Source organism: Photobacterium sp. J15 (assembly GCF_963870815.1).
GTDB lineage: Bacteria > Pseudomonadota > Gammaproteobacteria > Enterobacterales > Vibrionaceae > Photobacterium > Photobacterium marinum.
In genome coordinates, this window is the sequence record NZ_CAWMUI010000003.1 from 14,389 (window position 1) to 28,043 (window position 13,655).

Consider the following 13,655-nt stretch of genomic DNA (forward strand, 5'->3'; position numbering starts at 1 on the left):
ATCAAAATGCTGTATAGAATGTTTTAGCTGCCTGGCAGGACAAGAAAAGATGAAACTGGATGAAGTGAAAATTCGAAGTGCTAAATCGAGTGAATTAGACGAGCTCTACCATTTAGTGACCTCAGATGAGGAATGGACCAAGTTTAATGGTCCTTACTTTCTTTATTCTACGCCAACACTTAACGAGTTTGCTAAAGGTACATTCTCACGCCTTTGTGACGGTACAGACATGCAGTTGATAACTGTCAATGATATACCAGTTGGCTCGGTCAGTTATTATTGGGAATGCGAGGCGACTCGTTGGTTAGAGGTAGGTATCATCATCTATAGCTCCAACTTTTGGGGTAAAGGGTTGGCAGCTAAGGCACTTCCTCTATGGATAAGTCACTTGTTTTCAACACTTGAAATTGAGCGTGTGGGATTGACTACTTGGTCGGGAAACCCTCGTATGATGGCATGTGCTGAAAAACTTGGGCTACAGCAAGAAGCCCGTCTACGTAAAGTTCGTTACTATAAAGGGCATTACTACGACTCTGTTAAATACGGAGTTCTCAGAAGTGAATGGGAAGAGCGCAAGAATAATCAGATAACGTTGAAGTCGAAAACGGTTAAAGTAGATCATCAATGTTAACGCGATACTTATAAGATAAGAAAAAATTATATTCTTCGAATTGTGAGGCATCACTCTGGGTTACAGGACTAAAGTTGTAAACCGAGATAATGTGATTTCCTTTATTGGCTTCCAAGTAGACACCGACAGCAAGCCCGAATTCATCCATGTTTGCTTGTTTTTTCTTACCGTAATCAGGATGGGTCACATCTGTGACTTGGTAGTCTCCCTTGAGTTTTAAGTACCCAAGTCCCAATCCTGTCCCTAATTTTACATTCCATTCGTCTTGGTTGTGCCGGTTAAAGTGGTAAAAGACGACCGGTACACCCGAGAGGGCATAGCCCGACATGGATGTTCCCAAATCAATGCCAGTATCATTTTCGCCAATTTCTTGCTTATCGGCTTTGAATATACTCCAGTCAAATTGCAATTGAACACCAACATTCGAGTCTTTGCTAAAGTAATATTCATCTGACAGGAGCGATACAGTCGGATAATACTTCATGTCGCTGGTCATACGGGCAATTGTTCTTTCGCTATCAGCTGGATCTTGAATATCAATACTATTTATTGTGGCTTGTATGCCGATAGCAACTTCAGTGGCCAAGACTTCGGATGAAGATAAGGATATGACAATGCAAAGAATGAACAGAACCGCTTTCACAAGAAAAAAACCACAATAACTAATAATTGCAGAGAATAACAAAGATATCGACTAAAACACATCAGCTTTGTTTGTGTCTTAATCTTTATCTGTTGATAAAGTACAAAATGAAGTCTAGATTATGTCTTTTTCCATAACATAGGCGTCTTCTTTTACTGAGATTAACGTAAAGCCCATTTTTTCCCAGAATCCGTTGACAGGATTGGACTTTTTGACTCCTAATCTCAGGGTGTGGGTATGCAAAGTTTTTTTGCACAGGACTTCAAGTGTAGTAAATATACGCTTGCCGACATGCTTTCCTTGGTATTGTTCTAGTATGGCAAACAAGCCAATATAAGAGGTTTTATCAAAAGGAAAATGATTGATGATATCAATGATGCCAATTGGGATGTCATTATAAAAGGCAATAAAACTATGCTTGTTCTCATTAGAAACTGAGGCGGGCTTTGCATGGAAGAATTCGGTGGTTGCTTCTATTGGGTTATGGCACCCTGCAACATTTATATTATATTGCTTGAGATCAGAGAATATTGCCTCAATGAGTGTTGCATGTTCAATATACGTCGCTTTTTTCAATGAAATGGTCATGGTTAACTGCTTAATTGATATCATGCGTATTAGGTGTTGCATTAACAGTAAACGTCCACTTTTCTGTATTCCAGTCAACGTCTAAGCTTCCAGCATCTCCACTGGCAGAAAAAGTGAAACTAGGATAAAAGCTATACTCACCGCAGTGGATTTCTGATTCAATGTCAATTAAATCAGTAGATTGTTTGCTCAGATGCAGTGTGTAGACACAGGTCAAGTTGGAATCCGTTTGTGTGTGATTGGGTGATATTTGGAAATGATGTGAAGACAGTGTTTGGCCATTGTTTAGAATAGAAGTAGTGATATCGTAATCCTCTGTATCAGCAAAAGCTGAAGAAGATAAGAGAAGCAAGCAAAAACAAACGTATTTCATCTATATCCCAGTATATTGTATTAATGGCTAATGTTTGGTCAAAACCATATTAGCTAAAATTAACAGTCATCACATGGCTAATTACAAATTAATGCATGTCATTACAATGTACGCTCTGTCATCTTTTGTTATTTCTTTTTCGGTGTTGTTGTCTTCGGTTTGGTAAGATCGCTTGTATATAACTATCAGAGCTTTCTGGTAGGGTGGCTACTTGGTTTCTATAGTCATCCTTATCTTTCAGAACTCGAATGTTGAATACTGCTTTTTGGATTGCTTGGTAGTTGTGGCCGACAAGCGCAGACAATTTTGTTGTTCTTGTATTGACCAACCTGTGCACAACGAATCCCGGGATGTGTTGTACATTCCTTGGCTATACCTTTCGAAAACTGTTTTTCCATCATTTTTGTCATTAGTAACGGTCCTTCGCCCCGTACGCCATAGTAATATTCGGCCTGCTCATAGAGGTTTATTTGACGATCATCACCATGCCTTCCTTGCTCTAGGGAAAATTGAAAGCCTGTATGGGGGCTGCCGAAATGAGGCAAGCCTTGATTGCGAGAACGATTGTATCTCGGCTGTCAATTAGCCCGAGCTGTGTGGAATTAGCAAATACTTAGATTTGTCTGGGTTGAACAATAAACTGGGTTATTTAGGTAGGGAAGGGGGGCCTGCCTGATTAAGGCCTTCAGCAAAGAGCCCCTTTTCTTTATCTATTGTGCTTATCCAGATGGGAAGGGCATCATCTTTTAGCCAAGCGCGGATGCGGTGTATTGGATATGTCAGTGAGTTCATGTGCTCCTCCAAATAAAAGGCTCTCGATTGAGTGCGTTGAATCTCTTATTTAGAAAAAAAACACCGCGACACCGATGAAGAACAGAACAACCAGTGAGAGCATCGCTTTAACCGGACTCTGACCTTTCATAGCCATTGCAAACCAAGTTCCCAGTACGACAATAAGTGGAAGCAATTTCGGGAAGATACCGTTTAGCATCAGCTGAACATTGATGTCTACACCGTCCTTTGTGATGTACTCCAGTCCGGTTACGAGGTTGACGTAACTGGCCGCGACGCCACCCATCACAAATATACCGAGCAAAGAGAGTGCCTCGAGGATTTTGGTGGAGCGGTGGTTGACGAGCATTTCCACAGAGCCGGCCCCCATTTTGTAGCCCTTCATAAAGAGCTGGTAAGAACCTATGATGGCGATTGCGTTAAAAGCTACGATGTCGAAAATCTGGTCGAGCATTTGATCAAGAAAGGGCATCGTCTTATTGCCTTTATTGTTGGCCTTGAAGCATCAAAAACTCGTTCTCATCGCTTGGGGGGCAGGGTGATATTTATTTAGTACGACTAAATACAGTAAGCTAATGATTTAAAAGGGTTGTACCCGTACAACAATTTAGCGTTTTAGAGTGTTCCAGGTTGTGATAGTGAGACTGTTTAGCGCCAGCTTCATAATAATCAAAACACTAAATAACCCGGGGGATGAAGGGTTATTTAGTTGAATTGCTGATTTTTTTGCGACCGAAGCAATTTTGTGTTTTATCTCATTAATTAGCAGAATGCGGCAATGATTCTTTCCTTGAATCTCCCCATACGCAATTCATCCGTAAATGCTTCATGGGCCTGTGAAGTAATATTGTCTGACATACCTGCATTACCCCAGAAGAATCTATTCGCTGCAAAATCGATGTTGCTCTGGTGGCAAGTAATATGACCACCAGCTGGTTCGTTTATATTTTGAATGGCTGGAGAAATCTTATCCAAATTAACTAACTTACATGTTTCAGGTAGATCTTGCTCTATGCGTTCTGCAAAACCGACCAAGTTTTCTTCTGCAAAAGTCAGTAACCATGCCTGCTGGTTAGATGAGTTATTAACCCGAAGGATCCTTCCTAGAACCTGCCTGAAGTAAAGCTCTGTCTTTACTGAACTCATATGGCAACAAACTTGAAGTCTTGGTATATCCGTACCTTCACTTATCATTCCTACGCTTACAATCCATTGAGTAGTTGAGTGCCTGAATGATTCAATTTCTTGTAATGCATTCTCATGCCGCTAGGTCACAATGCTTGCTGATTGGCCAAACCTGTTAATAAGCAATGATTGTATTTTTTCTGCATGTTTAACTGAGGCTGCAACAACTAAGCCACCAGCATTGGAAGAATCTTTCCTGATTTTCTCTAACTTTCTACAGCCAAGTTCAAGCAAATAAGCGGCTGCGTGATCATTATGAATGATGCTTTGATATGACATGTTAGAGAATTTCAGTAAGTCGAGAATTGAAGAGAATGACTTTGTTTCAGAGCCCTCAGATACTGATAAATGTTCATTATCAACAAGTACAATTTTAGGTGCTCGACAAACTCGATCTTTGACAGCAGACCGCAAACTGTAAGTATAATCACACTGCAATACTCCCTCACAGGTTGTATATGTTGCTAGAGCAATTGGTACAGAGTCAGAGCGCCAAGGAGTCCCGGACAAAGCTAGTGTATATTTGGCAATGGTTTGTAGTTTTGTTAATACTTGCTCGCCCCAGGTATTTGCTGAAGTTTCATCACTCCCAGAACAATGATGAATTTCATCGAATATGACAAATAAGCGATGCTTTTTAATAGCACTCCAAAAATAGTCATCGAAAAATTTTATAGATTGATAGGTATATGAAGCACCAACAGACCCCAATCCGCCATTAAAAGGACAGTTTAGTTTCCAAGAAAACGTACTTTCAATCCCTTTTGAAACCGTTAATGATGGAGAAAAGCAAAGCACCAAATCCACTTTATCCATTTCAATTAGACGCTTAGCTAATTCTGCCGCCATGATCGTCTTTCCGGCTCCAGGGGTTGCCTGACAAAAGAAATGTGCTTGCTTGGCTTGGTACTTAGTCAGTGCTGCATCTATACATTCTGACTGCCATCTTCTTAACATTTTGTCTTCGTCTCTTGCTTCGATAACTTAAGAACATTGGTAATGGCGTTGATTTTGCCAAGCAACTTGGCAGAGCGTTCTTTACTATCATCAAATAAAGGCTTCAGCATGTTGTGTTGCTGAGGAAACCGTTCCATTAGCGCTTGATATTCTTCCATTTCACCAAGAGTTATCGCTAACTCACCTTTATAAGTGTTTTGTTCTGAAACTAATTCACTCAAGTTAGTGATAACTTTTTTTTCCAGCGCAGTGCTTTTTGCTGGTTGTCGAGGCTTAAAGGACAACTCCTTAAAGAGGTCTGTTTTAAAGTATCTTTTGTCCCTCCCCACACCTTGATGTACAAGCAACCCTTTGCGAACAAATGAAAGTATTTGCCTATAAATCAATCGACGAGCTTCATCTAAATCAGTTATTTCGTCCATCAAAGACACGAGCACATCGCGAGCTTCAATCACTGAAAAGTCATCCATATCCTTTTCAATCAGAAGTTTATACATAAACGCATTGATTGTTTTGGTTTGTTTCATAGGAAAAATGCCAATAGGATAAACTTAGGATTGCTAAGTATACAAGAATCGGCAAAACTTAGACAATCTAAGTTATCGAAAGGTTTGTTAGAAATGAGTCAGTGCAAAACTACAACCCAATCCCAGAGAGGCTCAAAGCTGCGCGTAAAAAAGCCAAGATCACCCAAAAAGATCTAGGGGTGAAAATCGGTATGGAACCAAGCTCAGCAAGTGGTCGAATGAATCACTATGAGAAGGGCCGGCATGTGCCAGATATCGGTACATTGCGTCGAATGGCTCAAGAGCTTGATGTGCCACTTAACTACTTTTTCTGTGAAAGTGAGCTAAGTGCTGAGTTAGCGTGTGTTATCGATAAAATGAGTGAGACTGAAAAAGAAGAACTGTTGAAATCTTTAAGTTCAGATGAAGGCCAGGATTAATATGACTTAGTTGTAGTCAGTTTTGAGTCTCTTTGCTAAAAGAGTGGAGCAGATAGATGTGGGCTTATATGCTTATAGCTCTAACTTGGCTAATTTTTCTTTTGGGCTCAAATAACTTTCTTCTAACGTGAGATAAGTGTAATCCCTCTTCTTACAACTCTTGCTTCCATTGGGGCGACCATGGGAATACGTTCCCAACTAAGATTTTGTAACTGTGTTTTAAAAATTATGGATATTAACTCTAAAGCGCTTTTCTTTAGAGGCGTTTCAATTTGAACAGCTAGCACTTTTTTGGTCGGGTAGACGACAAAATCGTGCCAAGTACCGTCCCTATAAGAACCCAACTTGCAACTTTCACTGCACTGAGCTCAAGCCTTCCGCAAAGATATCCTTTGACACCCAGCAACTCATAAAGTACTGAGAGCGGGAGCAGACCAAGAGTTACGGCTTTGCTTTTTCTGTTACCTTCTGTTCGATAATCTCGAACTAAGGATCGAATCGCGTGGTTGTACTCCTTATTTTCACATGTATATCAATATGCACTTTGGGTATTTGAAATAGGTTGAGATGACAGCTCATACCCATTATTTTCTGCCAACCATAAAACTGACATTGGCCGTGAAAGTTAATGAAATATTTAAGGGCAACCTAAGCTTTCGACTTCGTTGGGTGGCGTCTTACTGCACAGTGCCGTGATGCATGGAATACTTTATGACCAACATATCCGTATACTTGTTTAGCAACGCAATGACAGTAATTGGTTTAACATGATGGCCCATAACGCCTGGTGCACTAGAACATAACCCCCAGAAAATCCCATTGAGCACGATGCGATTATCTTTTTAAGGATGACTCTTTTGATGGCTGCGTTCCGCTGGAAGCAGAGGTTCTAATAATCCCATGTTTCGTCATAAATTTCATAACCACTTACCTCAGGACATTAGCATGAGACAAATATAGAAATTTAGTTACGGGACACAGCCTAGAGTTCGTCATCCTTGACTATCTTTTTTATGGCATTTGCTGAGCAATATGCGCCAACACTTGAGCATCCGCATAAGAGAATACCGTGTTTGGCTGTGAGTTTTCAGACGGCGCTAAGATCACCGGCAAATAGTTATGTTGACCCATCAAGCTTTCGACATCACTTGTTTGGTGTGCCAATCCAATGATGTGCGATAGCTCATGCAACATGACGAACGAACCAAAATTCGTACTCAAATCAAAATCACTATTAAATATCATAGCATTTCTATTAGAGAGTTTTACCCACTGAGCCCCGCCACGAATCATTGAATTTTGATGCTCTGCATTGGGCAGAGGTGTTTTATAAATAATGACATTAGAATCCGCCCAATTATCAACAAATTCCACATGAGGATGATAACCTAGTGCCTCAAGTGACGTTTTCATTTTCTCAATTGTGGTTTTAGCTTGTTTTATCTCGGTTTCTGATGATAAGTGTATGTTGAACTTGAATATACCATTTGGCCCAAGCGCATGAGGCATTATTGTATAATCACCGCCAACCGCAACATCTTTTAAAGCCATATTCATAAATAAACGAGGTGTTAAATTATTAACGTCACTGCGAGCAAAATTACTATCGCCACGTGTTAGTGCAAGTCGATATTGTGTTTTTTCAGCCGGCTTATAAAACTTATACATCGAATCGCTAGGCACATTCCAGGATATATTATAGAAAGTATCATTATCTACATAATTAGTATCAATAGGACAAGCGTACGTGAAAGAGAGTCGCTTATCGTTTGAATAATCAGAGTTAAATGCAAGTAATTCTTGAGTTGCTGCATCTTTAATACCATCAAGATAGCATGTGATCTCAGGAATTTTAGATGATTTCTCCGTTCTAGCATTATTCGCCTCAAAGGAATAAGGAACTAAGGAGATCGTCGGAGCAATGGTATGGTAGAGAAACGCATTGAATTCAGACTCTGTTATCTTATTGCTACCATCACTTGGCGCAATCAAAAGATTCTTAATTGAATCGACATTTCGATAATAGACATGATCAAAAGTCAATGTTAACCGTGAGTCCTCACCCTGTAATTTAGCATTAATAGGTAGGTGGCCATTCCCGTAATTCATTCCACTTCCATTAAATAATCGTATTTCCAGTTTTTTATTTTGTGAAACTAGCTTTTGTTGCAGAGTCTCATATCGAGTAGAAGTCGAATCAAAATCCGAGTTTGCCCACACAGGAGAAGCTAACATGGTTACACTTATTGATATAGCTAATAAATTTTCGTTAAACATAATTCTTCCTTTTGAATTGTAATTATAATTTAAATATGAGAGCTGATTTATATTCAAATCCAAAGTTATATTTGAATAATTGCTCATTCAACGTACTTATATGCAAAATTAATTGCTGGCTTTAAATATTGCGATTAACCAGTTTTATATTGTGCTGATATGGATTATCTCTACTGTCTAAATAAATTAGTGTAAGCGTGCCTAGAGATAATAGTACGCTTACAAGTTTACTTTATGTACTGTCTGGAATTGACAGTGCAGCTCATCCTAAACATGAATATTATCTAGATCTTGTTGGCAATTATGAAAAGAGCTGATAGCTGAGATTATTTCACTTGAGAAAAGAAAGTATTATAGTCTTCTAAATGCCAATTTTTTATGATCTTACCGTTATGTACTTCATAAATATCAACCGCTGGAAAGTCGACAACTTGTCCTTGACCTATAATATCGCCCATTCTGCCGTTAAAGTTGCCTTTAAAACGGTATCGAATCGTTGCAAAGTCTCCAGTTATGAGTAAATGCTCAACTTCTACATGTAAATTAGGTACGGCTTTACGGAAATTTTGAGAGGCTTCCAGTACACCTTCAACACCTTCTTTTCTACCTTCTGGCGGAGTCATATCTTTAAAGTTTTCAAACAAAGCTTCACGAGCATATATTTCGTCGCCTGTATCCCAAAACTTGGCGTAGTTCATGGCTGCTTGTTTAATTTCTTCTGTATGTGCTGATGGAACGGCACTGACAAAAATTTCGGGTGTAATTTCATGAGCTTGAACTGTACTACCTACTAACATGGCGATACCTATAGCTGTGGTCTGAATTGAATTTAAAATTTTATTTTTCTTCATGGGGGAGTCTCTTTTTTTATTTAGCTTGAATCCATTGGCGCCAAGCTTTTGCAAGCATTGATACAGGGTATCAATCAAGCGCTAGCCAAGCAGAGCGCCACCATCGACGTCAATCACGGCACCTGTCATATATGTATTTTGAATAAGAAGCAGGTATGCTTTTGCCACTTCACTGGCTTCGCCGACTTTTCCTACGGGCAAGCTATTTCGAGTGCTTTCATACATGGCCTTTCTGTCGTCTTCATTCATGCCTTGGTAGGCCTCGGTTTTGGTTAACCCCGGGCTGACGGCATTAACACGAATAGGAGCCAGCTCTTTTGCCAATACTTTGGTGGTGGCTTCGATTGCGGCATTAATGGCTGTTTTTACGTAGGTGTTGGCTACGACTTTGCGAGACAACATGCCTGAAGTTAGAGTGATTGAACCGCCTTTCTTGATGTAGCGTGCGCCGTGTTTCGCGGCATTAATGGCACCCCAGAACTTGGTATCAAAGGCCTGTTTCGCTTGGGAGACGTCAACATCTACAACTTTGCCTGCTGGCGCATAAGAGCCTGCTGTTATGATTAGGTGGTCGAAGGTACCGATGGTTTCGAAGTAGTGGTACACCGATTGTTCGTCACTGATGTCTAATCCTGTTTTGCGACTGGCAACGTACACGACGGTGCCTTCACTCTCTAGTTGTTTGGCAAGTTCAGCACCAATGCCTGATGTGCCACCTAATACGACGTAAGACGTTTTCTCCGCTGTCATAACTTGTTTCTCTAATGTCGTTTTTATGAAGCCAGTATATTAAATTGAGTGAGTATGATAATTAGGTAATATTCGAATTCACTTTTCACTTCAGCCGAATAATAAAGTTAAAGGAGAGGCCGTGGACAAGTTTTCTAATATGACGATGTTTGCCAGCATCGTTAAGAATAAAGGTTTAGCAGCAGCAGGTAGAGAGTTAGGTTTATCTCCTGCAACTGTCACGGCAAGACTGCAAGCGCTGGAAGATCGCTATGGGATTAAGTTGCTCCATCGCAGTACAAGGCACATTTCTTTGACAGAAACTGGGAGTATGTATTATCGAGCTTGCCTGGAAATTATTGACAGCGTCAAAGAGACGGAAAATCTGCTCCAAACGGGAACGAAAGAAGTACGCGGAACGTTAAAAATCTCCGCTCCTCGAGATATTGGTAAACAATACATCTCACCGATATTGTCGGAGTTTAGTGAGCAATATCCAGATGTGGTACCTTACTTATACTTGAACGATAACTTATCTAATTTGGCGGAGTCGGGGCTAGATATCGTAATCCGCTACGGAGAGTTGGTAGACAGCAACCTTATCTCTCGTAAGCTCGCTTCCAGTCGACGTGTCTTGTGCGCTTCTCCTCAGTACTTGGCGAAGAAAGGCATGCCAATAACACCACAAGATTTAGCAGAACATGATTGCCTAGCCATGGTGCGCAGCAATGAAGAGCTGAAAACATGGCATTTCCAAGATGAAAAGCAACATAATGTGGTTACCGTAGTGCCAAAGCGTTTCTCCGATGATGGTGAGATCATTCGCCAATGGGCATTGGGTGGGGCAGGTATTGCGCTGAAGTCGATTCTCGACGTACAAGAGGATATCAAGCAGCAGCGCTTAGTTACGGTGCTCAATGGTTATATGAAGAATTTCAACGCGTCGACTTCTTCTACGGGGGCTAACTTGAACGTAATATACTTAAGCCGTCAGTATCAGCCGAAACGACTTCGTTTGTTCCTCGATTTCTTGATTGAACGTTTTGCTGCAAAGTTCGGTTAACGCGAATCCTCATTGTCGCTTCGGTAACTTTTTCTAATCTAAACGCCCGATACCTGGCACATTCGCACTGATGAAGGCCTCTGGTCGGCTGTTGCGAGTGATTTTTCTCTGAATAGAGTGATGGCCTTCTAGTTAACTCTTCCTTTTCCTTTTTAGCAAAAGACAGTGGGTACATCGCTCCATCGGGAGTGAGGGTTTTTGAGCTGGCCTGACTCCATTCTTTCCCCTGTGGTTCCTGTGCCTTTGGCGCCCAGGAATAGTGTGTTTTTACCAAAAAGTGCGTTAATGCTATCGAGCGCTGACATTTTCCTCGTGTCTTCAATAGGGGCAAATAAGTCGCCTTGATCATGCCTGGAATCGGTCACTTCAAGGGCGGTGACGCCTATCTTATATAAAGGTATCCAGGTTCCTTTCTGTGGTATCAGTCTGGGTATGGCCTCTGAGAGTAACTTCAAAAACATTGCGGTGTCACTGCTTGGATAATCCAGTTTCACGCATGTACCGCTAGAATATTTTTGATTATCGTAAGGTGATGTTCGGCAGAAGAACTGGATCGTTTTGATTTTGCTCTGTTGGTTGCGTGCCTTGGCACAGACTTCATGGACATGGTACGCCAATGCCTGTCGTAATTCTTCGACGCAATGCAGTCGTTCCTTGATGCTGCGGGTGCTGCTGATCATGTCTTTGATGTGTAGTTCATCGGGCTTTCGCCAGTTAAAGATTCGCTGTCCATGCAGTTCAGCAATCAATGAGGTAATAGGTTTGCCGAACTCCTTTTTCATCTTTTTTACATCGGCATGTTTGAGTTCAATGGCTTTATTAATACCCATGTGCTTTAACCGGGCGTCAATTCTCCGGCCGACACCCCATAAATCTCCAACTGGCATTGTTGAGAGTATCCGGTCGATCTCTGGGAGTGACTCTAGTACGCACAGGCCTTTATAGCCCGGTTGCTTCTTTGATGCCCAGGCTGCCACTTTAGCCAGCGTGCAGTTGTGACTTGCAGCGGCACCAATGGGGGTGCGGGTGAGCTTGTAGACATTGCGCCTAACCTTTTGAAGATAATGTAACGCATGGATGTGGCAAGGCATCTGGCAAAACACCTCGTCGACACTGTAACTGCTGCTTTCTGGGAAATGGCTTTTGATTATGGATTGGAATTGTTCTGAATGATATCCAAACAGGTTAAAGTTGGCTTCAAGTACTTGTACGCCAAGTGTGTCTATTTTGTCTTTGTACTCAAATACAGGCTTGAATTTTTTCAGGCCACACTTATCCGTTGCAAGCCGGTTCGCTGCAATAATAATTCCTTGGTTACCACTTGTGACAACTACCGGCTTTTCGCGGTATTCAGGGTGCAAAATACCACTGGCGGAGGCATAGAAGCGGGTACCATCTAAGATGGCTATTAAGCCTGCCATTGTGGGATCACTTGTCGCTGAAACGAGATTGAAGCTGTAACAACCCCTTCGATAGCCAGTGGTCCTGTAATTGGTGTTTGGATACCCAACCCGTCATCGAGTGTGCCATTTGATAAGTTCAGTAAGCGGCATTGAAATGCATTGTCGGCATAGACGACCGCTAGATCACCTTGCTGATAATCAACATCACGGCGGACAATAAGCAATGAGTTGTCCCTTATACCTAAACCTGCCATCCGTGAACCTTTTGCTTTTGATAAAAAAGCGGCGGCCGGCATGGGAATAAGTGCGGGATGAAGTTCTTGCTGCAGTTTACCTTTAGGTAGCGGTGGTGCAGGGCGGTGGTGACGGATAATGGCTGTGGCGGTACCTATCACGGTTAATTCTGATTGGATGTTATGGATTTTGGCTAAAGGTACAATTGATTGCTCGCCATATTGTTCAGCCAAGACCAAATCCGTCGATTCTGGTTTCATGGACGCATCAACCACCACCCAGTCATCTTTACGAACAAGGGCCGATGTATCGGAATGAGCTTTTTGATAGATGAACGTAGATGCTGGGCGCAGGATAATATCACCCAAATTCAGTGGCTTTTCTCGATATGGAGTTGTTGGGTTCTCAAACCCGGTGAAACCAGACATTGAAGGTACCGATACTGTTTATATATACAGTACATGTTAGCGCTAGTGATGAATCCTGACAACCATAGGCTATTTCGTTTGGTCGGTAATTCATCAGAATTGCTGGCTTTGCAGGAGTTTAATAGCCGCTGAAAACTAAGTGAGTAGCTGAAGTCGCCAAGCTGAAGCGGCAACACGCAGAGTAAGCAGAAGAGCTAGAAATTGTAAAAGGCGCTATCTACTTCGTAAAACCTTAAGTACATTGCTGCGAATTGATGCTCGAGCACATGATGTATTTATCTGGTTTTCGAGTGGTGATTTTTCCTGGCTCGTATATATCCCACTGTTCGTTAAGTTAATTACTCATTTATATCTTGTTAATGTGTGAATGCCCTACCAAAAGTTATCCGAAGGTAGATTTAGTCAATTGTGTCTATCAAGACGACTTGTTGCATTTTGCCCCCTACTTTCGAACTAAATAACTGATTAAAAAATGAATGTGTATGCAAAGGCACACATTATATGTGTATAGATAACGTTAGGAGGTTATTGGTTAGTTGAAATCTGAAAAATTAT

The 13,655-nt window shown here is 41.3% G+C and carries 13 protein-coding genes and 2 pseudogenes; 3 read left to right on the forward strand and 12 right to left on the reverse strand.

Going from position 1 to position 13,655, the window contains the following annotated elements:
- The first annotated feature begins 49 nt into the window (after positions 1 to 49).
- Positions 50 to 631 (forward strand): GNAT family N-acetyltransferase, encoded by a 582-nt coding sequence (locus AACQ93_RS24955; protein ID WP_064609786.1) that lies wholly within the window; start codon positions 50 to 52, stop codon positions 629 to 631.
- Here the strand turns inward: AACQ93_RS24955 and AACQ93_RS24960 are convergent.
- The 6 genes and pseudogenes from AACQ93_RS24960 to AACQ93_RS24985 all read right to left on the reverse strand — a co-directional run bounded on the left by AACQ93_RS24960 (position 609) and on the right by AACQ93_RS24985 (position 5,696).
- Complete coding sequence (locus tag AACQ93_RS24960) at positions 609 to 1,274, reverse strand: hypothetical protein (RefSeq protein WP_064609788.1); 666 nt, start codon at positions 1,272 to 1,274, stop codon at positions 609 to 611. The two genes, AACQ93_RS24955 and AACQ93_RS24960, sit on opposite strands and share 23 nt — an antisense overlap.
- A 114-nt stretch (positions 1,275 to 1,388) precedes the next feature.
- Positions 1,389 to 1,862, reverse strand: a complete 474-nt coding sequence (locus AACQ93_RS24965) for a GNAT family N-acetyltransferase (protein WP_064609790.1) — start codon at positions 1,860 to 1,862, stop codon at positions 1,389 to 1,391.
- 10 nt (positions 1,863 to 1,872) lie between these two features.
- Positions 1,873 to 2,235, reverse strand: a complete 363-nt coding sequence (locus tag AACQ93_RS24970) for a hypothetical protein (protein ID WP_198160294.1) — start codon at positions 2,233 to 2,235, stop codon at positions 1,873 to 1,875.
- An 841-nt stretch (positions 2,236 to 3,076) separates the two neighbouring features.
- On the reverse strand, positions 3,077 to 3,499 hold the full coding sequence (locus AACQ93_RS24975; protein ID WP_232323401.1) for a PTS system mannose/fructose/sorbose family transporter subunit IID: 423 nt from the start codon (positions 3,497 to 3,499) through the stop codon (positions 3,077 to 3,079).
- A 290-nt stretch (positions 3,500 to 3,789) separates the two neighbouring features.
- A pseudogene (locus AACQ93_RS24980) lies at positions 3,790 to 5,169 on the reverse strand (DEAD/DEAH box helicase).
- A complete protein-coding gene (locus tag AACQ93_RS24985) occupies positions 5,163 to 5,696 on the reverse strand; it encodes a hypothetical protein (RefSeq protein ID WP_064609792.1) in 534 nt (177 codons plus the stop codon). Before AACQ93_RS24985 ends, AACQ93_RS24980 begins: the two are co-directional and overlap by 7 nt.
- 101 nt (positions 5,697 to 5,797) lie before the next feature.
- On the opposite strand from AACQ93_RS24985, the gene AACQ93_RS24990 reads away from it, so the two are divergent.
- On the forward strand, positions 5,798 to 6,115 hold the full coding sequence (locus AACQ93_RS24990; RefSeq protein ID WP_064609794.1) for a helix-turn-helix domain-containing protein: 318 nt from the start codon (positions 5,798 to 5,800) through the stop codon (positions 6,113 to 6,115).
- Positions 6,116 to 6,522: 407 nt separating this feature from the next.
- Here the strand turns inward: AACQ93_RS24990 and AACQ93_RS24995 are convergent.
- The 4 genes and pseudogenes from AACQ93_RS24995 to AACQ93_RS25010 all read right to left on the reverse strand — a co-directional run.
- Positions 6,523 to 6,871: pseudogene (locus tag AACQ93_RS24995) on the reverse strand (group II intron maturase-specific domain-containing protein); the annotation flags it as partial.
- Positions 6,872 to 7,126: 255 nt separating this feature from the next.
- Positions 7,127 to 8,392 carry a hypothetical protein gene (locus tag AACQ93_RS25000; RefSeq protein WP_064609796.1) on the reverse strand — a complete coding sequence of 422 codons (1,266 nt, stop codon included), beginning with the start codon at positions 8,390 to 8,392 and terminating at the stop codon, positions 7,127 to 7,129.
- A 326-nt stretch (positions 8,393 to 8,718) separates the two neighbouring features.
- Positions 8,719 to 9,243, reverse strand: coding sequence for an ester cyclase (locus AACQ93_RS25005; RefSeq protein ID WP_064609798.1), 525 nt, complete (start codon positions 9,241 to 9,243; stop codon positions 8,719 to 8,721).
- An 81-nt stretch (positions 9,244 to 9,324) separates the two neighbouring features.
- Entirely contained in the window at positions 9,325 to 9,993 is a 669-nt protein-coding gene (locus tag AACQ93_RS25010; RefSeq protein ID WP_064609800.1) for an SDR family oxidoreductase, read from the reverse strand.
- A 121-nt stretch (positions 9,994 to 10,114) separates the two neighbouring features.
- Between AACQ93_RS25010 and AACQ93_RS25015 the strand changes: the two genes are divergently transcribed.
- Positions 10,115 to 11,035, forward strand: a complete 921-nt coding sequence (locus AACQ93_RS25015) for a LysR family transcriptional regulator (protein ID WP_007468055.1) — start codon at positions 10,115 to 10,117, stop codon at positions 11,033 to 11,035.
- A gap of 152 nt (positions 11,036 to 11,187) precedes the next feature.
- On the opposite strand, the gene AACQ93_RS25020 is transcribed toward AACQ93_RS25015, so the two are convergent.
- Positions 11,188 to 12,456 carry a Y-family DNA polymerase gene (locus tag AACQ93_RS25020; protein WP_064609802.1) on the reverse strand — a complete coding sequence of 423 codons (1,269 nt, stop codon included), beginning with the start codon at positions 12,454 to 12,456 and terminating at the stop codon, positions 11,188 to 11,190.
- Complete coding sequence (locus AACQ93_RS25025; protein ID WP_064609804.1) at positions 12,444 to 13,100, reverse strand: S24 family peptidase; 657 nt, start codon at positions 13,098 to 13,100, stop codon at positions 12,444 to 12,446. The genes AACQ93_RS25020 and AACQ93_RS25025 overlap by 13 nt, the downstream gene beginning before the upstream one ends.
- Between the last annotated feature and the right edge of the window lie 555 nt (positions 13,101 to 13,655).

Bases quoted from the DNA above. Each gene is read 5' to 3' on its own strand.
- AACQ93_RS25010 (WP_064609800.1), bottom strand. From the start codon at position 9,993: ATGACAGCGGAGAAAACGTCTTACGTCGTATTAGGTGGCACATCAGGC.
- AACQ93_RS25005 (WP_064609798.1), bottom strand. From the start codon at position 9,243: ATGAAGAAAAATAAAATTTTAAATTCAATTCAGACCACAGCTATAGGT.
- AACQ93_RS24965 (WP_064609790.1), bottom strand. From the start codon at position 1,862: ATGACCATTTCATTGAAAAAAGCGACGTATATTGAACATGCAACACTC.
- AACQ93_RS24955 (WP_064609786.1), top strand. From the start codon at position 50: ATGAAACTGGATGAAGTGAAAATTCGAAGTGCTAAATCGAGTGAATTA.
- AACQ93_RS25000 (WP_064609796.1), bottom strand. From the start codon at position 8,392: ATGTTTAACGAAAATTTATTAGCTATATCAATAAGTGTAACCATGTTA.
- AACQ93_RS24975 (WP_232323401.1), bottom strand. From the start codon at position 3,499: ATGCCCTTTCTTGATCAAATGCTCGACCAGATTTTCGACATCGTAGCT.
- AACQ93_RS24970 (WP_198160294.1), bottom strand. From the start codon at position 2,235: ATGAAATACGTTTGTTTTTGCTTGCTTCTCTTATCTTCTTCAGCTTTT.
- AACQ93_RS25020 (WP_064609802.1), bottom strand. From the start codon at position 12,456: ATGGCAGGCTTAATAGCCATCTTAGATGGTACCCGCTTCTATGCCTCC.
- AACQ93_RS25025 (WP_064609804.1), bottom strand. From the start codon at position 13,100: ATGTCTGGTTTCACCGGGTTTGAGAACCCAACAACTCCATATCGAGAA.
- AACQ93_RS24985 (WP_064609792.1), bottom strand. From the start codon at position 5,696: ATGAAACAAACCAAAACAATCAATGCGTTTATGTATAAACTTCTGATT.